Here is a 25,212-nt window from a genome sequence, read left to right as displayed (position 1 = left end):
AATTATGTCGACATTCAAGAATTTTTTATTGCTTTCATTTTTAGGTGCTGTGTCATTACAGGCCTGCAACGATAAGGATGGAGTTGGTGAGGTGCAAACTACCGAATCGGGCCTGCAATATGTATACCTGGAGAGAGGGGAAGAAGTAGCTCCTGATTCGAACCAGATTCTTACGCTCCATATGGTGTATACCACGGCCGATGATTCGGTAATTTTCGATAGCCGCGAGCAGGATATGCCTCTCGGGTTAAAGGTTAATGATCCGAATATGAAGGGAATGCTGGCAGAGGGCTTAAATATGCTGCATGTGGGCGATAGCGTGAAATTTATCGTGCCCGCCCAGGACTTCTATTTCCAGACGGCCCGAATGCCTGTTCCTGCAGGAATTGAGCCGACGGACAGCCTTATATTTAATATTGGGGTGCAGGAAGCATTGTCGGAAGAAGCCTTCCGCGAAAGGCAGATGGAGGAATACAAAAAACAGCAGGAACTGGCCATAGCACAGCAGCAGGAGCAGCTTGCCACAGATGTAAGTGCAATTGAAGCCTTTCTGGCAGAAAATAATATAGAGGCAGAGAAAACAGAATCCGGCCTGTATTATAATATAACCGAAAAAGGAAATGGTCCTGAAATTGATGCAGGTGACAAAGTAACGGTACACTACAAAGGCATGCTGCTGGATGGAACTGTTTTTGACTCTTCTTACGACAGAGGAGAGCCGTTTTCTCTTAATGTAGGTCAGGGTATGGTTATCCGCGGATGGGACGAGGCCCTGCAACTGCTACGCGAAGGAAGCGAGGCCACCTTGTACATTCCTTCTCCACTTGGCTATGGTGCCCGGGGTGCCGGCAATGCCATTGCACCAAATTCCATTCTGGTGTTTGAAGTGGAAGTTCTTGACGTAGAAGAGTAAATTACACAATAAATAAAGTCTTTATCCGATACATATATTATTGTATCGGATTTTTTTTGACATTCAATTTATCACTACTTCATCATAATATGAAAAAGTTACTCCTTTTGTTTGCCTTTTTTGCGGCTGTGGCGCAATCCTGCGATGAGCCGGAAGATCCTTATGCTGAACAAAGAGACCTGCTCGAAAAGCAGGACTTCAAAATCAGCCAGCACTTAGAGGAAAATAATATTACAGCAGTAAAGGATGATTACGGCATCTATCGGGTAGCCCTGGAGGAAAACCCTGAGGGAGAAGAGATAGCATTTGGCGATGTGGCCCTGGTAAATTATACCATTTCCCAGCTCGACGGAACCCTTATAGGAGAAAATGAGGTGGAAAGTATGCGTCTTGGTTATCTCGATCCCAACCAAAACAATATTCAGCAGCGCTATTTGCCTACTGCCCTTTTCGTTGCCCTTGGCCATATGCGCGAAGGAGAAACCTACCGTTTTTATGTGCCTTTTAATACTGCCTATGGCAATTTTGACCTTACGGGCGTTGTTCCTAACCAGAGCATAATTGTTATTGAAATGGAAGTAGAGGAGGTGTACCAGACAAAAGAAGAGCTTTTTGCCGCGGATTTGGCGGCTATAGATAGTGCTGTAGTTGCGCGGGAAGATACAGTTACCGATACCCTCAGTACTGGTATTCGTAAAGTGTTGCTGGAAGAAGGAGAAGGGGAAATGGTAGATGCCAATGATGTGGTGTCGGTGGAATATACCGGCTATTTACTCAATGGTAAAGAATTTGATTCCAATACCAGTGCCGGAGACCCGCTTTTTGAGTTTGTAGTGGGAGCAGGAAAAACCATCCCTGGCTTTGAAACAGCTGTTAAAAGTATGAAAAAAGGCGAAAAGGCGGTATTTTATATACCCTCCACGCAGGCTTATGGCAGTGATGGGGTTTTTATTGGTCCTGAGCTGGTGCGCAGTAAGTTTAATGCTGCTATCCCTCCGCATAGCCCTCTTATTTTTGAAATTGAGCTGGTAGAGCTGGTCAAAAAGTAATTCAATGAACATTTGCTTTGCCACCAATAATGCAAAAAAGCTGCTGGAAATCCGCCAGTTGCTGGAGCCTGCTTACCGGGTAAAAAGTCTGGAGGAAATTGGTTGCCGGGAGGAGCTGCCGGAGACGGGATCCACCCTTGAGGCAAATTCCTTGCAAAAGGCGCAGTATGTGTGGGACCATTACGGAATTGCCTGCTTTGCCGACGATACCGGCCTTGAAATAGAAGCCCTGGGCGGAGAGCCCGGGGTTTACTCTGCCCGCTATGCCGGACCGGAGCGGGATAATGAAGCCAATATCGCCCTGGTGCTGCAAAAGCTGGAGGGGCAGCCGAACCGGAAAGCTCGTTTCCGTACCCTTATTACCTGGATAGATGTTCATGGCTACCGGCAGTTCGAAGGAAAAGTGGAGGGAGAAATTCTGGAGCAAAAAAGCGGGGAGAAGGGCTTTGGCTACGATCCTGTTTTTCGCCCCGAGGGCAGGGAGTGCAGCTTTGCAGAAATGAGCATGGAAGAGAAAAATGCCATCAGTCACCGGGGGCGCGCCCTGAAAAAGTTAACAGATTTCCTGAGAGAGGCAGCGAATTAGCATAAATTCTGTTATTTTTGCCCCGATGGAAAAGCCTTACATTGTTGGAATTACCGGCGGAAGCGCCTCAGGAAAAACTTTCTTTTTAAAAAGCCTGCTGGGTGCCTTTACTCCTGAAGAAATCTGCCTGGTTTCGCAGGACAACTACTACCGCCCGCGGGAGATGCAGCCTAAGGATGAAAATGGCGTCTATAATTTTGACACCCCACATTCCATCGATTTCGACCAGTACGCGCAGGACATTGAATCGCTGAAGGAGGGGAAAACTGTGCTTCGGCAGGAATACACCTTTAACAATCCTGATGCACAGCCTGCTATGCTGGAGTTTAAGCCCGCGCCGGTTGTGGTGGTAGAAGGTATCTTTGTCTTTTATTTTCCTGAGCTTACAAAGCACCTCGACTTAAAGGTATTTATAGAAGCAGAAGAACACATAAAGCTTAAAAGGCGGATAATCCGCGACCGTGATGAGCGGGGCTACGATCTGGAAGATGTCCTTTATCGCTACGAGCGCCATGTAGCGCCTACCTATAACAAATATATTAAACCGTTTAAAGGCGATGCCGATATTGTAATTCCGAATAATCACGGATTCCGACAGGCGCTGGATGTATTAATTGCCTTCCTCAAAACGAAAGTAAAATAGCTTTTAGCCACTAAACACCTGACCCACCAGCTACTAGCCACCAGGCACCCGGTACCAACCACCAAACGCTCATGACTCAAGACTCACGACTCACGACTAACCATGATTAATCGCTTTGCTGTAATTGGACTGGGGCAGTTTGGCATGTCCATTGCCCGAACCCTTGCGGCCCGTGGGGCCGAAGTGCTGGCCATCGACCTGTTAATCGATAAGGTAGAAAATGTAAAAGGAGTGGTCGCTCATTCCGTAGCACTGGATACGACAGATATCAGAGCCCTGCAGGCACAGAATATTCAGGATATGGATGCGGTAGTAGTGGCGATAGGTGAAAACTTTGAAGGACTGCTGCTAACCACCGTTCTCCTGCAGGAGCTAAAGGTGAAAAGAATAATTGCCCGTGCCGCTTCGCCGCAACAGCGAATGATTCTTGAAAAGATGGGCGTTTCTGAAATTCTCTCGCCCGAAGAAACCGTTGGTAAAACCGTGGCCGAAACCCTGCTGCACCCGAATATGAAGTCATTTCTGCCGCTGGCCGACGATTATGAAATCGTGGAGATTCAAACTCCTAAGCGGGTGGTCGATAAAAGTGTACGCGAAATTGAGCTCCGGCAAAAATATAACCTCAACCTCATTACCATTAAACGGATTTATGAAGAGGAGCGCGGCGGAAAGGTATCGCAGGTAGAGCATATTATTGGTGTGCCCAAAGGCGATACGGTACTCTATGATTCCGACATCATGATTTTACTTGGAAAAGAGCAGGATGTCAATAAGTTTATGGAGGTGAATAAATAGATTCGCCAAAGAGTATTGGTTTATTTCTTCCTTTATTATTACTTTTGTATTTGTAATTTATAAAATACTGGTTTCCATTTGTTTATGAGGAAAACCCAAACAGTCGGTCATGTATTCAGGAAAACCTTCCTTATGGTGGCTATGCTGGCTGCCTGTGTGTTTTCGGCTGGAAATGGGTTACACCCTCTTCTTACCGCCGGTCCTCAGCTGGCTGTGGAGCTTCAGGAGGAACAGGGAGAGGAAAATGAGCGTCCGGTTTCTTATGTAAGCTATGCCTCCAGCGCCCTGCTGCCGGTAGCAACTGTTTCTTTTCTGCATCAGCCAAATTTTAAAGTAGTGGTTCCACCGCTTCATGTAAGAGAAGTGAAACCGCAAATACTTCCCCCGCTTCGGGTCGATAGTTACTTTCGTACCCTTTTTCGCCTCATTATATCTCCCAATGCTCCCTAGCGGATGCCGTACTCTTTAACCGGAAGGAGAATTACGGCCTGTTTATAAAAGCTGTATAAGAATTTCCCTCCATTTGCTTTTGCATGGCTGTTATAAAAAGCTGAGCAGGAGCTTTACCCTATACTGTACAAATAATTTCTATCCATATAATTACTTAATAAAATGCGCAATAAAGGCATTATTGTATTTCTGACGGTAGTAGTCACGCTGCTTTGCCTCTACTATCTGTCCTTTACGTTTGTTTCGCGGGAGGTGCAGGAAGATGCAACCGCTTATGCTACCCAGGCCGACGGGACTGTAGATTTTAGTGCACGCAGAGCCTACCTCGATTCCATCTGGCATGAGCCTGTGTACAACTTATTAGGTATGGAATATACCTATCAGGAAGTAAAGGAAAATGAGCTGAGCCTGGGTCTCGACCTGCAGGGTGGCATGCACGTTACGCTGGAAGTTTCTCCTGTAGAAATTATCAAGGGCGTTTCCGGAAACAGCCAGGATCCCGAGTTCCTGAAAGCGATTGAACTGGCGAAAGAAAGAAGAGCGGACAGCCAGGATCGCTTCCTGGAGCTGTTTTATGAAGCTTTTGTTGAACTGGAAGGAGAAGGGCAACTGGCCGACGTTTTCGCCAATGCTGCCAACCGTGAGCGCATCAGCCTTACTTCTACCGACGATCAGGTACTGAGTGTGTTAAATGAGGAAATTGAAGGTGCCATTGACCGTTCTTTCCAGATTCTCCGTACCCGTATTGACCGTTTTGGTACTTCCCAGCCTAACATTCAGCGCCTGCAGGGTACCGGCCGTATTCAGGTAGAACTCCCTGGTGTGGACAATGAAGAACGTGTAAGAAAACTATTACAGGGAACTGCCAAGCTGGAGTTTTTAGATGTAGTAGAGCTGAATAATATCTCTCAAATACTTGAGAATATTAATACCCGCTTAGTAAATGAAAAGCGTGCACAGGCAGCTACCGCTACACCGGAGACAGAAGTCGCTGAAGAAGACGCTGTAGTGACGGAGGGCGATTCCCTGGCCAATGCACTGAGCCAGGACGATACAACGGCTGACGGTGACCTTGCTTCTCAGCTTGCTGAAGAAGGTGGTGCTTCAGATTCTCTTGACCTTGAGGTTTCTCCGCTCTTCAGCCTTATTAAAATGCGCGGCGGCTTAATCTATAGCGTACAGGATACTGCAAAGATTAACAATATTCTGGAGCGTGAAGATGTGCAGGATATGCTTCCTGCTAACCTTGCTTTCCTTTGGTCAGTAAAACCTTTTTCTCCTGAAGGAAGCGATGAGCAGCTGCTGGAACTGCATGCCGTGCAGTATGATCGTGGCGGTGTGGCTCCTCTGGGTGGCGAAGTAATCAGCGATGCTCGTCAGGAGTTCGATGAGCGGGGAATGCCTGCCGTTTCCATGACCATGGATGCCGAAGGTGCCCGTGCCTGGAAGCGTTTAACAGCCAACAACATTGGTGAGCGCATTGCCATTGTGCTCGATGATTATGTTTATTCTGCCCCGGTTGTGCAGGGTGAAATTGCCGGAGGTACTTCTTCAATTACCGGTAAATTTACTGTTGAAGAAGCCAAAGACCTTGCGAATATCCTGAAAGCAGGTGCACTGCCTGCTCCGGCCAATATTGTGGAAGAAGGCATTGTAGGTCCTACCTTAGGTAAGCAGGCCCAGGCCCAGGGAATTCTTTCCATGGTGGCCGGTCTGGCTATTGTGGTGTTGTTTATCATTATTTACTATGCTAAAGGTGGTTTGGTAGCCAACATAGCCCTGCTTTTCAATATCTTCTTTGTGTTTGGTATACTGGCGCAGCTCGATGCAGCGCTTACCCTGCCGGGTATTGCAGGTATTGTGCTTACCATTGGTATGTCTATCGATGCCAACGTACTGATATTTGAACGTATCCGTGAAGAGCTCCGGAATGGCAGCGGAATGGCAAATGCCATTAAATCGGGTTACAATAAAGCATACAGCTCTATTATCGATGCCAACGTAACTACCTTGCTGGTATCTATTATCCTGTATGTATTCGGACAGGGCCCGGTGAAAGGGTTTGCCATTACCCTGATTATCGGTATCCTTTGCTCCCTGTTTACCGCTATCCTCATTACCCGTGTAATCATTGACTGGATGACGAAAAAGGGAGATAAGAGCAATATGTCATTTGCGACTCCTTTCTCTAAAAACCTGTTTGCAGGAATGAACATCAATTTCATCGGGCGCAGAAAAATAGCTTATGTTGTTTCTGCGGTGGTAATTGCTGTTGGGGTAACGGTTATGGTGCTGCAGGGGGGGCTTAACCTGGGCGTAGACTTTACCGGTGGCCGTTCTTATGTAGTTACCTTTACGGAGCCTGTGGTGCCTTCGAAGCTTAAAGTGGCGCTTGCCGATGAGTTTGGAAATGCCGGTACGGAAGTAAAAACCTATGGAGCCAATAACGTACTAAAAATTACTACCAGTTACCTGATTAATGAAGAAGCGGAGGAGACTGACGGGATGGTAGAGCAGGCACTTGTTGGAGGTATAGAAGAGTTTACCGGCGATCAGTTTGTAGATGAAGCAGCCACACTTGAAGAAGGGCAGTTTACTATTTCCAGCTCATCAAAGGTGGGTGCAACCATTGCCGACGACATTGTGAATTCTTCATGGCAGTCTTCTTTATTTGCACTGGTGATTATCTTCCTGTACATCCTTATTCGTTTTAATAAGTGGCAGTACAGTGCAGGTGCCATTGTAGCTCTGGCGCACGACGTGCTTATTACCCTTTCGGCTTTTGCAATTGCCGGTGCATTGGGTATGACTTACGAGGTAGACCAGGTCTTTATTGCGGCTATTCTTACTATTATCGGTTACTCCATTAACGATACCGTGGTAGTGTTTGACCGTATAAGGGAAGAGCTTTCGCTGGCAACCCGTGGTTCGGTAGCTACAATATTCAACAACGCTATCAATACTACCCTTAACAGAACTATGATTACCTCGCTTACCACACTTATTGTGGTGCTTATCCTGTTCCTGTTTGGTGGTGAAGTGCTGAAAGGTTTCTCTTTCGCTCTTTTAGTGGGTATTATAGTGGGTACTTACTCTTCTATCTTTGTGGCAACACCTGTGGTGGTGGACCTGGTAGAGAAAGAAGTGGCAAATACCCCCTCACAGCCGGTAAAACAAAAGGCTTAAATTTAGTAAACTACAATATTACAAAAAGCTGCCCCTGGAGAGAGGCAGCTTTTTGTTTTTTATACAGCGGCTTTATTACTCTAATTATCACTAAATTAGTAGCCGCTTTTAAGTGGAATATTAAGTATGATGCAGCAGAAATTAGCAGTACTGGAAGGCAAGCTTCAGGGAAAGCTTCATTACAATGATACCATGCGTCGGTTGTATGCCACGGATGCTTCGGCCTACCGGGAGTTGCCACTGGCAGTCGCCTTTCCGGAGACCGCCACGGATATACGCACACTGATTGATTTTGCCCGTTCAGAAGGAACCTCACTGATTCCCCGCACGGCCGGTACCTCGCTGGCCGGGCAGGTGGTAGGGAACGGGATTGTGGTTGATGTATCGCTGCACTTCCGGCAGATAATAGAGCTGAATGAAGAGGAAGGATGGGTACGCGTACAGCCGGGGGTTAACCGCGATGAGCTGAATATGTACCTGGCCCCCTATGGCCTTTATTTCGGTCCGGAAACCTCCACTTCTAACCGCTGTATGGTAGGAGGGATGGTAGGCAATAACAGCTGCGGCTCTAATTCAATTGTTTATGGCAGTACCCGGGAACATTTACTGGAGCTGAAAGGATTTTTGTCTGATGGCGCAGAAGTAGCCTTCGGGCCGCTGAGTAGAAGCGAATTTCACCGGAAGGTAAAAGGAGAAGGGGTAAAAAGCCCGCTGGAGCAGGAGCTTTATGGTCAGATCCATGAAATGCTCTCTAACGAGCAAAATGCACTGGAAATAAGGAAGGAGTTTCCCAAGCCTTCCATTCCCCGGCGTAATACCGGCTATGCCCTTGACCTTCTGTTGGATACTGCTCCTTTTACTCCCGGTGGCGAAGATTTTAATTTCTGCAAGCTCATTGCCGGCTCAGAAGGTACGCTTTGCTTTATTACCGAACTCAAGCTCCGGTTGGTGGCTGTGCCTCCTGCTCATACAGGGCTGGTTTGTATTCATTTTAATACTGTCGATGAAGCATTGCGTGCCAACATTGTGGCGCTCGCTTACCAGCCTCGTGCCTGTGAGCTCATGGATAACTATATACTCGAATGTACCAAAGCGAATATCGAGCAGCGGCAAAACCGCTTTTTTGTAAAAGACAATCCGGGAGCGATACTGGTGGTGGAGTTTGGGGAAGCAAGCGAAGAGGCTGTAAAGCAGAAAGCTGCGGACCTGCAGGCAGCCCTGCTGGAGCAGGAATTGGGCTACCATTTTCCCCTGGTAGTGGGGGAGGACACCAAAAGAGTATGGGCACTGCGGAAAGCCGGCCTTGGCCTTCTCTCCAATGTAAAGGGCGATTCCAAGCCCGTACCCGTTATTGAAGATACCGCCGTAGATGTACTGGAGCTACCTGCCTTTATCCGCGAATTTAACGAGACGCTCAAAAAATATAACCTCTTCTGTGTGCATTATGCCCATGCCGGTAGTGGAGAGCTGCACCTGCGCCCTATCCTGAACCTGAAAACAGAAGAAGGAAACCAGCTGTTCAGAACGATTGCAACTGAAATTGCCCACCTGGTAAAAAAATATAAAGGTTCGCTGAGTGGCGAGCATGGCGATGGACGCCTGCGGGCTGAATTCATTGAGTTTATGATTGGGGGGCATAATTATAAACTGCTGAAACAACTCAAGCAGGGCTGGGATCCGCAGGGTATCTTTAACCCGGGTAAAATAGTGAATGCCCCGCCGATGAACGAAAGCCTCCGGTATACCCCAGGTCAGGAAGTGCCGGTATTCGATACTGTTTTTGACTGGAGCGAAACCGATGGCATTATCCGGGCGGCGGAACTTTGCAACGGTTCCGGCGACTGCCGTAAAAGTCACCTGATTGGTGGCACCATGTGCCCCAGTTATATGGCCACCCGCAATGAGCGCGACACTACCCGTGGCAGGGCCAATATGATGCGCGAAATGCTGCAGAATTCTACCAAAGCCAATCGCTTCGACCACGAAGAAATTAAGGAGGTTATGGACCTTTGTATCAGCTGCAAAGGCTGTAAGGCAGAGTGCCCCAGTAATGTCGATGTTGCCAAATTAAAGACAGAGTGGCAGCAGCAGTATAATGATGCCAATGGTGTACCCTTACGGTCGCGCCTGGTAGCAGGATTTGGGAAAGGAAATGCCGTGGCCTCTAAGGTGCCCTGGCTATACAATGCGCTCATGAAGGGAGGAATAACCGCTGCGCTTGCGAAAAAAGCCGTGGGCTTTGCACCGGAGCGGAGTATGCCACTGCTGCACTCCACCACCTTTAGACAATGGTTCCAGAAAAACAGGCAGGCGCTCAACAGCACGCTCAATGGCAACCGAAAAGGGAAAGTACTGCTCTTCTGCGATGAGTTTACTAATTATAACGATGTGCCGCTGGGCATTACCACCGCTAAATTACTGAGCCGCCTGGGTTATGAGCTGGATATGCCGGAGCACCTGGAAAGCGGGCGAACCTATCTGAGCAAAGGATTTCTGCGCGAAGCAAAGAAAATTGCACAGCAGAATATTGACCGGCTGGCCCCGCTGGTAAGCCCGCAGGTGCCGATTATTGGCATAGAACCCTCTGCTATTTTAACACTGCGCGATGAATACCTGAGCCTGTGCCGCCCCGACCAAAAGGAACAAGCCGTAAGTCTGGGCGAAAATGCACTGCTGGTCGATGAATTTATTGCACGCGAACGCGACGAGGGCCGGCTGTCTTCCGAGCTGTTTACGGCCGAGGCAAGGGTCGTAAAATTGCATGGTCATTGCCATCAAAAGGCGCTGTCGTCCTTAGTTTTTACAAAAAAAATGCTCAGCCTGCCTGCTAACTACCAGGTACAGCTCATCCCGAGCGGCTGCTGTGGAATGGCCGGCTCTTTCGGTTATGAAAAGGAGCATTATAAGGTTAGTATGCAGATTGGTGAGCTGGTATTGTTCCCGACGGTGCGCCGGCAGCCGGAAGAAGTGCTGATTGCCGCCCCTGGCACCAGCTGCCGGCATCAGATAAAGGATGGGACCGGTCGTGTGGCAAAGCACCCTGTAGAAATTTTGTGGGAGTCGCTTAAACAATAGTTGCTGTAATTGGTAGAATAATTAATCTAATGAAGTAAAGAACGTAATAGTATGAAGAAGTATTTTTTAATGCTGCTGGGCGGCGCAGCCCTCTTAACAGCCTGCGATGGCCAGCGGGATGCAAATAAAAACTGGACCTCCGGCGGAGAAGTAACCGACGAAATTATAGCCCAGCCGGAAGTGTCGCTCGAGCAGGTTTGGGCCACAGATGCTGTACTCGAAGTGCCTGAGTCTGTACTGTATAACCCTGAAGAAGAAGTGCTTTATGTGAGCAATATAGTAGGAGAGCCTACCGTAGAAGACGGAGCAGGCTACATCTCTAAAATTTCGCTCGACGGGGAAATTATAGAGAAAGAGTGGGTGAGTGGCCTCGATGCCCCTAAAGGGATGGCCATACTCGATGGTAAACTGTACGTAAGCGATATTAATGAGCTGGTAGAAATTGATATAGCCGCCGGCGAAATTCTGAACCGCTATGCAGTGGAAGACGCCAGCTTCCTGAACGATGTTATTGCCACGGCCGACCAGAAAATCCTGTTTACCGACTCGGATAGAGGAACAGTACACCAGTTTGCCGATGGGGTTATTGACCTCTGGTATGGACCTGAGGCAGATGAGCGTCCGAATGGTTTGTATGCAGAAGAAGACCGGGTGTTAATGGCTACCAGTGGAACGGGAGTTTTTAAGGAAGTAACAGAGCGTGGAGAAGGCGAAGTACTGGCCGAAGGTATTGGTGCCGGCGATGGGATTGCCGCTGTAAATGAAAATGCCTACCTGGTATCGAACTGGCAGGGTGAGGTATATTATGTAGTGGAAGGGATAGAAGGCGTTGAGAAGATACTCGACACAAAAGAGCAGAAAATTAATGCCGCCGATATTGAATTTGTAAGAGAAAGAGACCTGCTGCTGGTGCCAACTTTCTTCGATAATCGTGTGGTAGCTTATAAACTTATCATGGGGGAGGCCGCCGAAGAGGAAGCAGAAGTAGTAGAATAAGCATTCTTTTGCCACAAAATGTAGAGAGGCTGCCGGATTAAATATTATCCGACAGCCTCTCTTTTTAGTTAATATGAATCTATTCCTGTGCCGCCTCCTGAAGGATGCGTCGAAGCTGTGCTTTTGGAATCACTCCCTGGTAGAGTCGGTTCCCGATCTGAAAAGTAGGAACGGCCCTGATTCCATTCCTTTGCGCCTCCTGTAGTGCCTGCCGGTGCTGCTCTTTATACTTGCGGCTCTCCACTGCCTGCCGGTACGCCTGGGGCTCAAGTCCCACTTCTCTGGCCAGCTCACTCAGTACTTCCATATCACCAATATCCTTATCTTCCTTAAAAAAGGCTTCGAACAGCCGGTGGGTATAAGCTTCGCCCTTCCCTTGTTCCTTTGCAAACTGATAGCCTTCGAATGCCAGGTGAGTGTAGGGCTGAGGGGAGATAGTAGGAAGTTTTATCTTCACACCTATATCTTCTGCCATGGGGTAGACGGATGATTCCCACACCCGGGGCAGGTATTCATCTTCAGGCTTTAAGGTTGGGGTAGGAAAAGGACGGAGCTCAAAAGGCATCCATTCTGTTTCTACTTTTAGCCCTGGCTCCTCTGCCAGCACCTCTTTCAGCTGCTGCTCTCCTAAATAGCAGAAAGGGCATACGTAATCTGAATATATCTTTATTTTCATTTTGTTCCTCTTGTTTCCTGATAAAACAAAAAAATCCCCGGCCAGTTCAGCCGGGGATTTTTCTTGCGTCCTATTGTCTAACGTCTAAAATCTGACGTTTCTTACTTCTTATTTTTGTCGTCTACTTCTTCGTATTCAACATCCGATACGTCGTCGGCTGTACCGCCGGCCTGTGCACCGCCACCGGCAGCTCCTGCTCCGGCATCAGCTCCCGGGGCTCCCTGAGGGCCTCCTTCAGCGCCACCGGCTGCATACATCTCCTGGGCAGCACCCTGCCATACGGTGTTCAGCTCATTCATGGCGGCGTCGATACCTTCAACATTCTGCTCGCTGTGTGCCTTCTTAAGGCTTTCCAGTGCGCTGTTAATTTTGTTGCGGTTATCTTCGCTCAGCTTATCACCATACTCTTTCAGCTGCTTCTCGGTCTGGAAGATGAGAGAGTCGGCCTGGTTGATCTTTTCGATCTTTTCCTTCTCCTTTTTATCGGTTTCGGCATTGGCCTCGGCTTCTTTCTTCATGCGCTCGATTTCCGCGTCGCTCAGTCCGCTGGAAGCTTCGATACGGATTTTCTGCTCTTTACCGGTGCCTTTGTCTTTGGCCGATACGTGCAGGATACCGTTGGCGTCGATGTCGAAGGTTACTTCAATCTGAGGTACACCACGTGGGGCTGGTGGAAGTCCGTCGAGGTGGAACTTACCAATGGTACGGTTATCTCTCGCCATTGGGCGCTCACCCTGCAGTACGTGAATTTCCACACTTGGCTGGTTATCCGAAGCAGTCGAGAAAGTCTCAGACTTCTTGGTAGGGATAGTAGTGTTCGCATCAATCAGCTTGGTCATTACTCCACCCATGGTTTCGATACCCAGTGAAAGCGGCGTTACATCCAGCAGAAGAACATCCTTCACTTCTCCGGTTAATACACCACCCTGGATGGCAGCACCAATCGCTACTACTTCGTCAGGGTTAACACCTTTAGAAGGTTTTCTGCCGAAGAACTTCTCTACCTCTTCCTGAATACGTGGAATACGGGTTGAACCACCCACAAGGATTACCTCGTCGATATCGGAAGCGCTGTAGCCCGAATCTTTCAGGGCCTGGCGAACAGGTTCCATGCTGCGCTTGATAAGGCTATCGGCCAGCTGCTCAAATTTAGCACGGCTCAGGCTCTTTACAAGGTGCTTTGGAATACCATCTACCGGCATGATATAAGGCAGGTTGATTTCGGTCTGCGATGAAGAAGAAAGTTCAATTTTTGCTTTCTCGGCAGCTTCTTTCAAACGCTGCAGTGCCATCGGGTCTTTACGAAGGTCAATGCCCTCATCTTTCTGGAACTCATCGGCCAGCCAGTTGATGATTACCTGGTCAAAGTCATCACCACCAAGGTGCACATCACCGTTGGTCGATTTTACTTCAAACACGCCGTCGCCCAGCTCCAGGATAGAGATGTCGAATGTACCACCACCAAGGTCGTACACGGCAATTTTCATGTCTTTGTCCTTCTTATCAAGACCATAGGCCAGGGAGGCGGCAGTAGGTTCGTTGATAATACGCTTTACATCGAGGCCTGCAATTTGTCCGGCTTCTTTGGTGGCCTGGCGCTCGGCATCGTTAAAGTAAGCAGGAACGGTAATAACCGCTTCTTTTACTTCGGTGCCCAGGTAATCTTCGGCAGTGGCTTTCATCTTTTGCAGAATCATGGCCGAGATTTCCTGAGGAGTATACAGGCGGTCGCCTATGCGTACTCTTACAGTATCGTTCGATCCTTTTTCCAGCTGGTAAGAAACGTTTTTACGCTCTTCCGATACGCCGGAATAATTTTTACCCATAAAGCGCTTTACAGAGCTTACGGTATTCTGTGGATTGGTAATCGCCTGGCGCTTGGCCGGATCACCTACTTTTCTTTCACCTTTGCCACCGTCCAAAAATGCAACGATGGAGGGAGTCGTGCGGCGTCCTTCACTATTTGGGATCACCACCGGCTCGTTACCTTCCATTACGGCAACGCAGGAGTTGGTAGTACCTAAGTCAATTCCTATAATTTTTCCCATGATACGTTTTATGCTATGATTTAAAAATTAAGTTCTTTTCTGTTTCCCTTATGTTTTAACAAGGCTTATGCCAAGCCCTTTATGGAATGAAATGTGTGACAGATTGACAGAAAGACCCGGCTGATATTTTTGAAAGTGTCATAAAAGCACAGTTTTTAGCCGAAGCTTTTTTGCGCCTGCCTCTTTCTGTCATGATCTTACTTCTGCTTCCCGGAATCCTTTTTCCTTCTGTGCATATGGAGCAGGTAAAAACGCACAAATCCTGGTGTCCTGGGCAAAATGTCTTTCATTATCACCCGAAGAGACAGTAAATAAAGGATGTCAGGGGAATAGCAGCTTTACTCTTTCTCTGGAGCAGAGGCTGTTGTGGCCATCCAGGAAGCAGGTGAGAATAAATTTTCTGGCAGCCTAAAATTTCCGTAATTTTGCAGGACTGTTTCAAGAACAGTCTTTTAATGAAATATGAGTATAGTAAAAGAAATTAATAAACGCCGGACCTTCGGAATCATCAGTCACCCGGATGCCGGAAAAACCACCCTTACTGAAAAGCTGCTCCTGTTTGGTGGCGCCATTAAAACGGCAGGCGCTGTAAAATCGAACAAAATTAAGGACCATGCCAAGTCCGACTTTATGGAGATTGAGAAGCAGAGGGGTATATCGGTGGCTACTTCTGTAATGGGCTTTGAGTATGAGGGGCGTAAAATTAACCTGCTCGACACGCCCGGTCACCAGGACTTTGCCGAAGATACCTACCGTACCCTAACAGCGGTCGACAGCGTAGTGCTGGTGATTGACTGTGTAAAAGGAGTAGAGATACAGACTGAAAAGCTGATGGAGGTTTGCCGGATGCGTAATACACCGGTAATTGTGTTCATTAATAAGCTCGACCGCGAAGGGCAGGACCCTTATGATTTGCTGGATGAGATTGAGGAAAAGCTGAATATAAAGGTAAAGCCGCTGAGCTGGCCCATTAGTATGGGTAAAACCTTTAAAGGTGTTTATAATATCTATAAAAATAACCTCCTCCTCTTCCAGGCCAGCCGCCGCGAACTGAAGGGCGATGTGGTGGAGATCAAAAATATTAATGATCCACTGGTTGACCAGTATGTAGGGGAAAGCTATGCAAAGCAGCTCCGCGAAGATGTAAACCTGATTGAAGGCGTATATCCTGCTTTTGAAGAGAAGGATTACCTCTCCGGCGAAGTGGCCCCGGTATTCTTTGGCAGTGCCGTGAATAACTTCGGGGTTAAAGAGCTGCTCGACTGCTTTATCGAAATAGCACCTGTGCCCCGCGAGCGAGAAACGGAAGAAAGAGTAGTAAAACCCGATGAAGAGGCTTTCAGTGGTTTTATCTTTAAGATACACGCCAATATGGATCCTAAGCACCGGAACCGGATTGCTTTTTTACGGGTATGCAGCGGCCGCTTTGAGCGTAATGCACCTTACCACCATGTGCGCCTTGGCAAGAATATTAAATTCTCCAACACCACCGCCTTTATGGCGCAGGATAAGGAGATTATCGACGAGGCCTTTCCGGGCGATATTGTAGGCCTGTACGATACCGGAAACCTTAAAATTGGCGATACCCTTTCGCAGGGAGAGGGCGGTATGTACAAAGGAATTCCCAGCTTTTCGCCGGAAATTTTCCGTGAGGTAGTAAACCGCGACGCCATGAAGACCAAGCAGCTCGAAAAGGGGCTGGTGCAGCTGATGGAAGAAGGAGTGGCGCAGCTATTCACCTACGAAATGGGCGCCAGAAAAGTGATTGGAACGGTAGGTGCCCTGCAGTTTGAAGTAATTCAGCACCGCTTAAAGCATGAGTATGGGGCAACCTGCGATTTCCTGAACATGAACCTATATAAAGCCTGCTGGATAAGCTCAAAAGATAAGAAGAAGCTGGATGAGTTTGTAAAATCCAAATACCGCCATATTGCCCAGGATAAAGATGGCCGGCTGGTGTTTATGGCAGAGACTAAGGCATGGCTCCAGATGGTGCAGGATAACTTTCCGGAAATCGAATTCCACTTCACCTCTGAATTTTAAAGATACTTTCTAAAAAGAAAGCCCCCTGATTCTTTAGAATCAGGGGGCTTTTTACTTGAAATCTTCCTGTTTAAGATCTTCCATCATCTACGAGTCCACCCTGGCGGTCGAACTGCAGTTCAAACAGCTGATTATTACTCCGGATGTCCAGCTCGTAGCGACTGCCCTTCTGGTTGTCCAGACGATAGCCTTCTACATACTCATAGTCCTTAAAAGTATCTGTTATGTATTTACGGGCCGGTTCGGGCCACTCTTCCTGGCGAACGGCTGTTCGGCTGCTAATCCATTCTCCATTTTCATTAAATTCTGTTCTTACCTCCTGGCCATTTTGCTGAAAGGTAGCGATGTATCCATTCGCGGTACGTTCCCACTTTGCCTGTTCGGCATAGTCAGGATATTTGGCGGTAAAAATTGCTTTTACTTTCAGCGGCGGAGTACCTTCTCCTCCTTGCTGGGCCATTAAAAAGCCGGTGAAGAGGAAGAGGAAACTTATGCTTAATAATATCCTTCTCATGTTTCAATTAGTTGGTACATAAATGATATATAAGCAAATGAGCCTGAAAAGTTGCGTTTTGGCAGCTATTTCTCTTAGTAGCACAGTAGCCGGAGCCATTCCTGCCGCGAATAAGATTCTTTAAAAATGGTTTCGCCTTCCCTGTTAATATACATCACTTCATATAGGTCGGCTCCTTCTATCTTTTTTTCAGCATAAAAGAGCGGGTTGTTTGAAGTGCCCAGATTTTCTATCACATTAAAAACAGGTTCTACCAATTGCCCGTATTCGCTGCTGAGAACGCCATAGCCATTTTCGGTATAAATAATAGCGAGACTGCCTTCCGGTGATTGGGTAATGAGCTGGTAATCCCTGAAGGGAGTAAAAAGCGCTTCACCTGATTTGATGTTAATGAGCTGCCACTGCTTGTCTTTTCTGGCTAAAGCAACCGAATCGCTCCAGTACTGAAGTTCCTCCCATTCGAAGGGAAGCAGGGGATTGTTTTGTCGGTCAATAATTCCCCAGCGCTTGTTTTTACTGGCCAGCAGCAGGCTATCGCTGTAGGGGCGGAGGGCAACGCTGTACTGTGGCGGGATTTGAATGTTTAAGTAAGGATTATAAAGACCAAAGCGCGATTTTTGAAGGGTAGCAAAATTCCCATCCTGATAATTGCCAATGGCATCGTAGGTCGATTTGAGCAGAACCTGTCCGCTGCTGTCGACAACATGGGCACCGCCGGAGGTTTTAAGCAGGAGCAGGCGGTTGTCCGGTGCCTGTACTTCGCTGTAGCGCCCTTCTGCCAGTAAATTTCCCTGCAGGTTATACACCATTTTTGCATTTCCGTTATTTACGAGCAGGTACACCTGTTCTGCTTCATCTCTGCCGGGGTAGCGGGTAGCCCGGAGAAGCCGGTAGCTGTCAGTCCCGCTCAGGTCGGTAATAAGCGTATCGTGCTCGCTTATGAAGAGAGCTGAACGTTCTCCCTCTTTTTCTGCTATAATGAGTTGCGGGTGCAGGAGTGTAAGGCTATCGTACAAATCGAAAGTGGCTATCTGGCGGTCGATGTGGTAGAGCCCCCACAGGCTGTCGGTTTTATAGGCGATCCATGGTTCACGGATGGATACCTGCTGGAGGCTGGCATTTAAAACATTATCACCTTCCTTATTCAGCACCTCATAGCGGCCATCTTTTTCCACCAGCCAGCCCCCGTGGAAGGGCTTTATTTTGCCGGGTGCGGGAGGAAGCGCCTGCTGTAGCCTGTTATTAATTACCAGTTGTTTGCCGTTGGGCATGCTCACCAGCAAATGTTGCGGATCGGCTAAAACCGCGCCGGTATACAAGTAGTCTATTTGAGGTGGGCGGCTGTTTTGCAGGTCTTCAATTAGCTGACCAGTGGTGGTAACGGCAAAAAGTGTGTCCTGGTAGAGCATGATAAAGTCTTCAAGCCGGGCGAGGGAATCATAGGCAGGCTCCAGCAGCCATTGTCCATGGTGGGTGAGCAGGCCATACTGGTCTGCTTCTTTAACCAGTAAAAAGCGGGAGCCGAAATTTTCTATCTTTTCATATGCCGGCGGGAGGAGGCGTTTTCCGTTTTTAAAATAAAGGCCCTGCAGGTTGTTTTGCTGTATTCGTAAAAGCCCGCTGCCCAGGTCGCGGAGGGCCTGGTAATCCTGCGCTATAATTTCCTCTCCGTTCCTGGCCAGTACCAGGGGCTGCATCCCCCGTATCACTTCCAGGTAATCGGCAATGGCTGTTTCGCAAAGGTAGTCTGGGTGAATGTCGTCCAGGCCATGGAGTACCACCTCTCCTTCGGTATTAATAAACTGCCACTGCTGGTCTTTCAGTACTGCCAGCAGATCCTGTCCGTCGAGCCGGATTAGCTGCCGGAGCGAGTCCTGCAGGGGTAGCTGTGGGTAAGCCTCCGGAAAGGTCGCCGGCTCCTCCTTTTCTTTGTGCAGGTGGTACAGCTGCTCAATAGCCTGTCGGTTGTAGGGGCTCTTCGGGTATTGGCGGATATAAGCCTGGTACTGGGCAGGCAGGTGTCCTGCTGTGCTCAGGAGGTAAATATTTTTGAGCAGCCTATCACGATAGGGCGTTTCCGGATACTCTTTCAGGAAGCGGACATAAGCATCGAGCGTCCCCGTGCGGGTATTTTCGATAAACAGTAATTCTTCGTAGCGCTCCCTGGCTTCAGGAACCTCTGCCGCCTGGGGGTACGTCCGGAAAAACTGCTGATAAGCCTGATAAGTATTTATTTCCTCGGCCGCCTGGAAAGCCAGTGCGTTGCGGCGGGAGGTAGCTTCTTCTACCTGCAGGGCATCAGGAAAATGGACCAAAAAGTAATCGTAGGCGCTGATAGTATTTGCCTGTAGCGCCAGTTGAAATGCCGCACTATCCACTTTTGCATGCTGTTGAAGGAGACTGGCGGAGTCGGCCTTTATTTTGCGCAGCCGCCGGAGGTCTTTCTTCTCGGCCAGGGGTAGTTCGGCAATCGCTTCCAGTATATAGTAATGTGCGGTGTCGACCCGCTGGCGGATGGTGCCTGCCTGGTAGGCGGTGTCGAGGTAAAGCTTCGAGAAAAGGTAATTGGCGGCAGGGTTAAGGCTGTCTTTCCGCAGCGACTTCTGGAGCAGGGTAGAGGCTTTGTCAAACTTTTCTTTCCGCAGTTTTCTTTGTGCCCGTTTTTGGGGGCTTTGGAAAATGCAGGAGGCCATTAAGCTGCTCAGGAAGATGAAAAAAAGAAGCTTTTTAAAGGATATCATAAGTGTGCAACACAAAATGTAACGGTAAGGATATCTTCCCGCTCAATTTTTTGTTACAAATGTACGGCTATCTGTAAAAAGGTGGAAAGGCTGGGGAATTTTTTAAAAATTTGCTATAATTGCACTCACAACAGAAGGGGTGGTGCAAGCCTCTTCCTCATCTGAAAGAATAAATTCGGGGTGTAGCGCAGCCTGGTAGCGTACTTGCATGGGGTGCAAGGGGTCGGAAGTTCGAATCTTCTCACCCCGACTTTGAGGACATCAAATGTCGGTAAAACCTTCTAAATTTAATATTTAGAAGGTTTTTTTATTTTCAGGCCTTCCATAATATCTAAATATTTTCAGTCTGCAGGTGAGTTATTAGGTGAGTCTTTTTATCTTGTGAAAAGACTCACCTAATACCGTGTAAATCACTGTTATTCAGTAATTTATATTGATTTGTTTTGAGGCTGTTTGTGCAGGGAACTGGTGAGTAATGAAACTATAAAGTGAGTCATTTAAAACCAATTGCCATGAACACCTACAGTACCACCTTTATCCTCAGAAATGTTAAGGCCCGTAAAGAGGAAGGCCTCATCTACTGCCGCATTACAGTGAACCAGCAGCGGGCAGAATTTTCTGTTAAAAAAAAGATCCGGAAATCCATCTGGCAGAACGGCCAGGCCAAGTCCACCAGCGAGGAAGGCAGGAGCGTGAATGCTTATCTCAAGCAGGTGGAAGCCACTATTTTTCAGTATTACCAGGAAATGAAAGCTGGCAGAATGGAGGTTACGGCTGAAGGTCTGAAAAATGCTTACCTGGGGATAAAGGAAGAAGCGGCCGAGCACACGCTGCTGGAGATCGTTCACTATCACAACACCCAGATGAAAAGCAGTCTTGCGCCAGGGACGATGAAGAACTACTTTACCACCCAGAAATACCTGCAGCGATTCCTTCTGGATGTTTGCCATCAAAAAGATATTTACCTCTCTAAGCTGAACTACCGTTTCATCTGTGATTTTGAGTACTTTCTGCGTACATATGAACCGGAGGATCACCATAAGCCGCTTGGCAATAATGGAGTGATGAAGCACCTGGAGCGATTCCGGAAGATGGTGAACCTGGCCCTGAGGATGGAATGGCTGGAGAAGAATCCCTTTGCCAGTTTTAAGCTGAAGTTTGACAAGGTCGAGCGGGAGTGTCTGACAAAAGAAGAATTAGCAGCGGTTGAGAAAAAGGTTTTTGAGATTCCGCGCCTGCAGATGGTGCGGGACTTCTTCATCTTTAGCTGCTATACAGGACTAGCTTATATTGACCTGATGCAGTTAGAGGCCAGCAATATCGTAACAGGTGTTGATGGAGATAAGTGGTTGATACTGGACCGGCAGAAGACCGGCAGTTTGGTGCGTGTCCCGCTACTGCCCAAAGCCCTGGAAATTCTTGAGCAGTATAAAAACCATAAGCGTGCTATAGTGGCAGGCAGGGTTTTTCCTCCCATTTCCAACCAGAAGCTTAACAGCTATTTAAAAGAAGTTGCGGATGTTTGCGGTATTGAAAAACACCTGACTTTCCACCTGGCCCGGCATACCTTTGCCACTACTATTACTCTTTCCAATGGAGTGCCCATCGAATCAGTGAGTAAGATGCTGGGCCACTCCATGATCAGCACCACCCAGATTTATGCTAAAGTGGTGGAGCGGAAGCTGAGTGAGGATATGGGCAAGCTAAAGAAAAAGCTACAGGAGGCATCTTTTTGAGGTACTTCTTAAGATCTTTTCCTCTTTTTTAGGGTATGGCTGAAGCAGAAGGGGATTAAGAACCTGAGCCTCAATATTATTTAGCTCTAATCCTTCTTGTGTTGGATATTAGGCTGGAAGGAAAAAAGCGTTAGTGGATATAGCCTAAACGATCATACTCCTGCGTTTAGCTGAAGAAAGCTATATCGGACAGGCCGCTATCCATAAATTGGTACCTTTAATAAGAAATGTAGCAGTTGCTATCTTGGGTTAAAGGTTAAGTATGCGTTTGCTACATTTCCTCTGTTGGAGGGGGAGTATTATTATCATCGCCAGCATGGTCTAAGGGTGAATTGTCTTCAACTTTTAATGCTCTCTTTATTCGTTCTATATTAGGAGGCATTACAAATCCGTCATCACCAATTTTCAAAACTGTATCAAAAAAGAAAGTGCTTATTGCAGATTGCGGAAGGGTATTATGGCTTCTCCAAGATCCTTTGATGTTGTACTGGTTTGCAATGGCCCTATCGGCATATTTTTGAGAATTTCCAATTATAGAGTTGGCGGCATGTTTAGCATAAACTCCCTGTTCGGTCATCCACCGTAACGCATAGGTAGTTCTGCTATAAAAAATGTAGAATATTTGTGAGACAGAGAAGTTTTTCAGCATCTCTTTAATTGTCCACACAGTTTTATCACCTATTTGAATTTCGTGATTTAAAGTTACCTGAACATTGTATTTTAAAGATTCTATACATTCATGTAAAGCAATTTCCTCCCACAGTCCAAAGGCCTCCTCGGTATTAATGTTTAGGTTTGGACTCATGACCTCATCTAATAGGGGGACTTTATTAAGGCCTTCTTCTTCAATATTTAATTCGTAATGAACCTGAAGCATCCTATAGCTAAAACTGCCATCGCTATCAAGAGAAAAGTGATCCGGATCTGAAATGATGCTGGGTAATATAATATTTCTATTTGCAAGAGTTTTAATACACTCTATGGTATATTCAGGGGTTGGTGAAAAGTTTATATTACCTGTTAATACTGGCTTTAGATAGGTTAAGTCGTCAGAAAGGCAGAGTCTCGAATATGCACCTAGTGCAGTCCTTTCCTTTAAGGTTAATTCCTGTAAAGAAACAGCTTCTAAGTTTTTAAGAAATTCAAATGCACCAGACAACTTTTCTTGTTCTTTCTGGCGATTCTCAAGGTCAATACGTTCTTTTTCCTGCTGCTGTTGGATTCTCGTCTTTGTACACCCTTCGCAATAACAGGTTCTCCAGGTGTTTTCTGTATGCTCACATATTCTACAATATTTTTTGTCATTGCCATAGCCGCCACGAGGTTGATAAGGCTGATACAAATTTAAAGAGCAGTAAGGACAGTTCTCATCAAGTTGCTTTGCAGGGAAATGGTTTACTAACTGGTTGTTCTTCAAGTTGAGATTAAAATCTTCTGCAAGATCTTTAACTTTCTCACCAGCATAATACCGCTCGATGAGTTGGTTCATTTCACTCTCAGAAAGGTGTGACAAAGGGTTGGTTTCAGTGCTCATATAATAAATATTCTGGCAATCACTCTTGCCGCCAAGAGGCTCCTTTTTTGGAAAAATGGTTTTCGTAGAACGAATACTTCGATTTAAATCTATGAAATTGAAAATTATTATCCTACTTTCGTATAGAATTTACTAAGAAATTTAATGAAAAAGTTAAAGCACATTTGTAGATTGATGGCTGGCCGGCACTTCCGGACGCATCCTGAGGGAACGGCCTTTTATCTTAAAGTTACCGACTTCGATCAGGATTTCCAGCTAAAGGGTGATATCGAACCATCTATTTTGGAAGAGAAGCAGTATATGAAATTTTGGCTGGGGACGGGTGATATGATGGTGGTGATTAAAGGGCCTAATTATTTTGCCCATGTATATAAAAACGCTGTTCATCCGGCCATTGCCTCTAGCGCTTTCGCAACTCTAAAAGAATTAGATGTTGCTGTACTGCTGCCGGAGTATCTTGCATGGTTCATAAATCATTCAAGAACACAGGCACAGCTGAAAGCTTCTGCCGTAGGGACTAATATTCCTTCTATCAGCCTTAAAACACTCGGTGAGCTGGAAATTCCGCTTCCACCTATGGAACGCCAAAAGAATATTGTTAACTTAGACAGTCTGTTCCGAAAAGAACGCAGGCTTAGGGGCCAACTGTCTTCTCTAAAAGAAACGCTTTTCAAAGAACAACTTTACAAGACCCTATGAGCACACCTATAAAACAGCAGGATATTAATCGCATTGTCTGGAATGCCTGCGATACCTTTCGAGGCGTTATTGACCCGAGCCAGTACAAAGACTACATTCTAACCATGCTTTTCCTGAAGTATGTAAGTGATGTAAATCAGGAAAAGCGGCGCGAGTACCTTGAGAAGTACGAAGGCGATGAAGCGCGGGCCGAGCGTGCCATGCGCATGGAGCGCTTTGTGGTGCCGGCCAACAGCCAGTTCAGTTACCTGTACGAGCACCGGAATGAGCCGAACATTGGCGAACTTATAGACATAGCGTTATCGGATCTGGAAGAAGCCAACCGTGAAAAGCTGACGAGTGAAGATGGCTCCGGTATTTTCCGCAATATTTCCTTCAACAGCAGCAATCTGGGCGATGCCAAAGGAAAAAATAGCCGCCTGAAGAATCTGCTGATTGATTTTAGTGCGCTCGACCTGATGCCTTCTCATCTGGCCGGTAGTGATATTATTGGGGATGCTTATGAATACCTGATTGCCAACTTTGCCAGCGATGCCGGTAAAAAGGCGGGTGAATTTTACACACCAGCCGAGGTCTCGGAGCTAATTGCCCGACTGACCAAAAGCGAACCCGGGGCGCGCATTTACGACCCTACCTGTGGTTCGGGCTCCCTGCTCATCCGTGCGGGTAAGGTCGTAGGTAGCAACAACTTCAGGCTGTACGGGCAGGAGGCAAACGGAAGTACCTGGGCGCTGGCAGTAATGAACATGTTCCTGCATGGCTTCGATAATGCGGCCATCCGCTGGGGCGATACCATCCGTAACCCCAAGCATAAAGAAGGCGATAGCCTGATGAAATTCGATACTGTAGTAGCTAACCCGCCCTTCTCCCTTGATAAATGGGGTGCCGACGAAGCGGCTGCCGATACCTATAACCGTTTCTGGCGCGGGGTGCCGCCAAAAAGCAAAGGCGACTGGGCCTTTATCACTCACATGCTCGAATCGGCTTATGAGGGACATGGTAAGGTAGGGGTAGTGGTACCCCATGGTGTGCTTTTCCGCGGCAGTAGCGAAGGCAAAATACGCCAGAAGACGATTGAAGAAAACCTGTTGGAGGCAGTAATTGGTCTGCCGGTCAACCTTTTCTTTGGTACGGGAATACCGGCGGCTATCCTGATTTTTAATAAGGGTAAAGCAGCAAACAAGAACGTACTCTTTATCGATGCCAGCCAGCAGTATCATGCAGGGAAGAACCAGAATAAGCTACGCGAAGAAGACCTGCAAAAGATTGTAAGCACCTACGAGCACTTTGCCAAGGGCGAGTTGGCGGCTGGCGTAGCGGAAGAAAAGTACAGTTATGTAGTTACACCGGAAGAGCTGCAGGAAAACGAGTACAACCTCAACATCCCGCGCTATGTCGATACCTTCGAGGAAGAAGAGGAGGTAGATATTCCAGCCGTGCAGGGCGAGATCGATCGCCTGGAAGCAGAGCTAACGGAAGTACAGGGTGAAATGAAAGTGTACTTGCAAAAAATGGGGCTGTAAAATGG

18 protein-coding genes and 1 tRNA gene are annotated in these 25,212 nt (G+C 47.3%); 14 read left to right on the top strand and 5 right to left on the bottom strand.

The window, feature by feature from the left end; genetic code table 11:
- The first annotated feature begins 4 nt into the window (after nucleotides 1–4).
- From F752_RS23510 to F752_RS23500, 9 genes are all read left to right on the top strand, one after another.
- Nucleotides 5–913, top strand: a complete 909-nt coding sequence (locus F752_RS23510; protein ID WP_051049870.1) for an FKBP-type peptidyl-prolyl cis-trans isomerase — start codon at nucleotides 5–7, stop codon at nucleotides 911–913.
- Nucleotides 914–1,002: 89 nt separating this feature from the next.
- Complete coding sequence (locus F752_RS25200) at nucleotides 1,003–1,962, top strand: FKBP-type peptidyl-prolyl cis-trans isomerase (RefSeq protein WP_026135528.1); 960 nt, start codon at nucleotides 1,003–1,005, stop codon at nucleotides 1,960–1,962.
- A gap of 4 nt (nucleotides 1,963–1,966) precedes the next feature.
- The gene (gene rdgB, locus F752_RS0105000; protein WP_017730635.1) at nucleotides 1,967–2,548 is read left to right on the top strand and encodes an RdgB/HAM1 family non-canonical purine NTP pyrophosphatase; all 582 of its coding nucleotides are present in this window, start codon (nucleotides 1,967–1,969) and stop codon (nucleotides 2,546–2,548) included.
- Between the two features lie 25 nt (nucleotides 2,549–2,573).
- The gene (locus F752_RS0104995; RefSeq protein WP_017730634.1) at nucleotides 2,574–3,191 is read left to right on the top strand and encodes a uridine kinase family protein; all 618 of its coding nucleotides are present in this window, start codon (nucleotides 2,574–2,576) and stop codon (nucleotides 3,189–3,191) included.
- Between the two features lie 102 nt (nucleotides 3,192–3,293).
- A complete protein-coding gene (locus tag F752_RS0104990; protein WP_017730633.1) occupies nucleotides 3,294–3,986 on the top strand; it encodes a potassium channel family protein in 693 nt (230 codons plus the stop codon).
- An 84-nt stretch (nucleotides 3,987–4,070) separates the two neighbouring features.
- On the top strand, nucleotides 4,071–4,436 hold the full coding sequence (locus F752_RS0104985; protein ID WP_026135527.1) for a hypothetical protein: 366 nt from the start codon (nucleotides 4,071–4,073) through the stop codon (nucleotides 4,434–4,436).
- Nucleotides 4,437–4,598: 162 nt separating this feature from the next.
- A complete protein-coding gene (gene secDF, locus F752_RS0104980; protein ID WP_017730631.1) occupies nucleotides 4,599–7,622 on the top strand; it encodes a protein translocase subunit SecDF in 3,024 nt (1,007 codons plus the stop codon).
- 126 nt (nucleotides 7,623–7,748) lie between these two features.
- Nucleotides 7,749–10,697, top strand: coding sequence for an FAD-binding and (Fe-S)-binding domain-containing protein (locus F752_RS0104975; RefSeq protein WP_017730630.1), 2,949 nt, complete (start codon nucleotides 7,749–7,751; stop codon nucleotides 10,695–10,697).
- 51 nt (nucleotides 10,698–10,748) lie between these two features.
- Nucleotides 10,749–11,693 carry an SMP-30/gluconolactonase/LRE family protein gene (locus F752_RS23500; RefSeq protein WP_017730629.1) on the top strand — a complete coding sequence of 315 codons (945 nt, stop codon included), beginning with the start codon at nucleotides 10,749–10,751 and terminating at the stop codon, nucleotides 11,691–11,693.
- A gap of 79 nt (nucleotides 11,694–11,772) precedes the next feature.
- Here the strand turns inward: F752_RS23500 and F752_RS0104965 are convergent, their stop codons facing one another.
- On the bottom strand, nucleotides 11,773–12,369 hold the full coding sequence (locus F752_RS0104965; RefSeq protein ID WP_017730628.1) for a DsbA family oxidoreductase: 597 nt from the start codon (nucleotides 12,367–12,369) through the stop codon (nucleotides 11,773–11,775).
- A 101-nt stretch (nucleotides 12,370–12,470) separates the two neighbouring features.
- Nucleotides 12,471–14,417, bottom strand: coding sequence for a molecular chaperone DnaK (dnaK, locus tag F752_RS0104960; protein WP_017730627.1), 1,947 nt, complete (start codon nucleotides 14,415–14,417; stop codon nucleotides 12,471–12,473).
- A 462-nt stretch (nucleotides 14,418–14,879) separates the two neighbouring features.
- Here dnaK and F752_RS0104955 point away from each other — a divergent pair, with 462 nt between their 5' ends.
- On the top strand, nucleotides 14,880–16,460 hold the full coding sequence (locus F752_RS0104955) for a peptide chain release factor 3 (protein WP_017730626.1): 1,581 nt from the start codon (nucleotides 14,880–14,882) through the stop codon (nucleotides 16,458–16,460).
- A 70-nt stretch (nucleotides 16,461–16,530) separates the two neighbouring features.
- Here the strand turns inward: F752_RS0104955 and F752_RS25195 are convergent, their stop codons facing one another.
- Nucleotides 16,531–16,974: a PepSY-like domain-containing protein gene (locus tag F752_RS25195; protein WP_026135525.1), complete on the bottom strand. Its 444-nt coding sequence runs from the start codon at nucleotides 16,972–16,974 to the stop codon at nucleotides 16,531–16,533.
- Between the two features lie 74 nt (nucleotides 16,975–17,048).
- Nucleotides 17,049–19,715: a WG repeat-containing protein gene (locus F752_RS0104945; RefSeq protein ID WP_017730624.1), complete on the bottom strand. Its 2,667-nt coding sequence runs from the start codon at nucleotides 19,713–19,715 to the stop codon at nucleotides 17,049–17,051.
- A 176-nt stretch (nucleotides 19,716–19,891) separates the two neighbouring features.
- Here F752_RS0104945 and F752_RS0104940 point away from each other — a divergent pair.
- Nucleotides 19,892–19,965: transfer RNA gene (locus tag F752_RS0104940), tRNA-Pro, on the top strand.
- Nucleotides 19,966–20,227: 262 nt separating this feature from the next.
- Entirely contained in the window at nucleotides 20,228–21,451 is a 1,224-nt protein-coding gene (locus tag F752_RS0104935; RefSeq protein ID WP_017730623.1) for a site-specific integrase, read from the top strand.
- 271 nt (nucleotides 21,452–21,722) lie between these two features.
- Here F752_RS0104935 and F752_RS0104930 read toward each other — a convergent pair whose 3' ends face one another.
- The gene (locus F752_RS0104930) at nucleotides 21,723–22,985 is read right to left on the bottom strand and encodes a hypothetical protein (protein WP_017730622.1); all 1,263 of its coding nucleotides are present in this window, start codon (nucleotides 22,983–22,985) and stop codon (nucleotides 21,723–21,725) included.
- A 144-nt stretch (nucleotides 22,986–23,129) separates the two neighbouring features.
- On the opposite strand from F752_RS0104930, the gene F752_RS0104925 reads away from it, so the two are divergent.
- Together F752_RS0104925 and F752_RS0104920 are read left to right on the top strand one after the other, a co-directional pair.
- Nucleotides 23,130–23,684 (top strand): restriction endonuclease subunit S, encoded by a 555-nt coding sequence (locus tag F752_RS0104925; RefSeq protein WP_081604512.1) that lies wholly within the window; start codon nucleotides 23,130–23,132, stop codon nucleotides 23,682–23,684.
- Nucleotides 23,681–25,207 carry a type I restriction-modification system subunit M gene (locus F752_RS0104920; protein WP_017730620.1) on the top strand — a complete coding sequence of 509 codons (1,527 nt, stop codon included), beginning with the start codon at nucleotides 23,681–23,683 and terminating at the stop codon, nucleotides 25,205–25,207. Before F752_RS0104925 ends, F752_RS0104920 begins: the two co-directional genes overlap by 4 nt.
- Nucleotides 25,208–25,212: the final 5 nt, after the last annotated feature.

Source organism: Nafulsella turpanensis ZLM-10, assembly GCF_000346615.1.
Taxonomy (GTDB): domain Bacteria; phylum Bacteroidota; class Bacteroidia; order Cytophagales; family Cyclobacteriaceae; genus Nafulsella; species Nafulsella turpanensis.
The sequence above is the reverse complement of the archived record's forward strand: the minus strand, read 5'-3'. Positions and strand labels throughout refer to the sequence as shown.

Bases quoted from the DNA above. Each gene is read 5' to 3' on its own strand.
- F752_RS0104945 (WP_017730624.1), bottom strand. From the start codon at position 19,715: ATGATATCCTTTAAAAAGCTTCTTTTTTTCATCTTCCTGAGCAGCTTA.
- F752_RS0104985 (WP_026135527.1), top strand. From the start codon at position 4,071: ATGAGGAAAACCCAAACAGTCGGTCATGTATTCAGGAAAACCTTCCTT.
- dnaK (WP_017730627.1), bottom strand. From the start codon at position 14,417: ATGGGAAAAATTATAGGAATTGACTTAGGTACTACCAACTCCTGCGTT.
- F752_RS0104935 (WP_017730623.1), top strand. From the start codon at position 20,228: ATGAACACCTACAGTACCACCTTTATCCTCAGAAATGTTAAGGCCCGT.
- F752_RS0104975 (WP_017730630.1), top strand. From the start codon at position 7,749: ATGATGCAGCAGAAATTAGCAGTACTGGAAGGCAAGCTTCAGGGAAAG.
- F752_RS0104995 (WP_017730634.1), top strand. From the start codon at position 2,574: ATGGAAAAGCCTTACATTGTTGGAATTACCGGCGGAAGCGCCTCAGGA.
- rdgB (WP_017730635.1), top strand. From the start codon at position 1,967: ATGAACATTTGCTTTGCCACCAATAATGCAAAAAAGCTGCTGGAAATC.
- F752_RS0104990 (WP_017730633.1), top strand. From the start codon at position 3,294: ATGATTAATCGCTTTGCTGTAATTGGACTGGGGCAGTTTGGCATGTCC.
- F752_RS0104930 (WP_017730622.1), bottom strand. From the start codon at position 22,985: ATGAGCACTGAAACCAACCCTTTGTCACACCTTTCTGAGAGTGAAATG.
- secDF (WP_017730631.1), top strand. From the start codon at position 4,599: ATGCGCAATAAAGGCATTATTGTATTTCTGACGGTAGTAGTCACGCTG.
- F752_RS0104925 (WP_081604512.1), top strand. From the start codon at position 23,130: ATGAAAAAGTTAAAGCACATTTGTAGATTGATGGCTGGCCGGCACTTC.
- F752_RS25200 (WP_026135528.1), top strand. From the start codon at position 1,003: ATGAAAAAGTTACTCCTTTTGTTTGCCTTTTTTGCGGCTGTGGCGCAA.
- F752_RS25195 (WP_026135525.1), bottom strand. From the start codon at position 16,974: ATGAGAAGGATATTATTAAGCATAAGTTTCCTCTTCCTCTTCACCGGC.
- F752_RS23500 (WP_017730629.1), top strand. From the start codon at position 10,749: ATGAAGAAGTATTTTTTAATGCTGCTGGGCGGCGCAGCCCTCTTAACA.
- F752_RS0104955 (WP_017730626.1), top strand. From the start codon at position 14,880: ATGAGTATAGTAAAAGAAATTAATAAACGCCGGACCTTCGGAATCATC.
- F752_RS0104965 (WP_017730628.1), bottom strand. From the start codon at position 12,369: ATGAAAATAAAGATATATTCAGATTACGTATGCCCTTTCTGCTATTTA.
- F752_RS23510 (WP_051049870.1), top strand. From the start codon at position 5: ATGTCGACATTCAAGAATTTTTTATTGCTTTCATTTTTAGGTGCTGTG.
- F752_RS0104920 (WP_017730620.1), top strand. From the start codon at position 23,681: ATGAGCACACCTATAAAACAGCAGGATATTAATCGCATTGTCTGGAAT.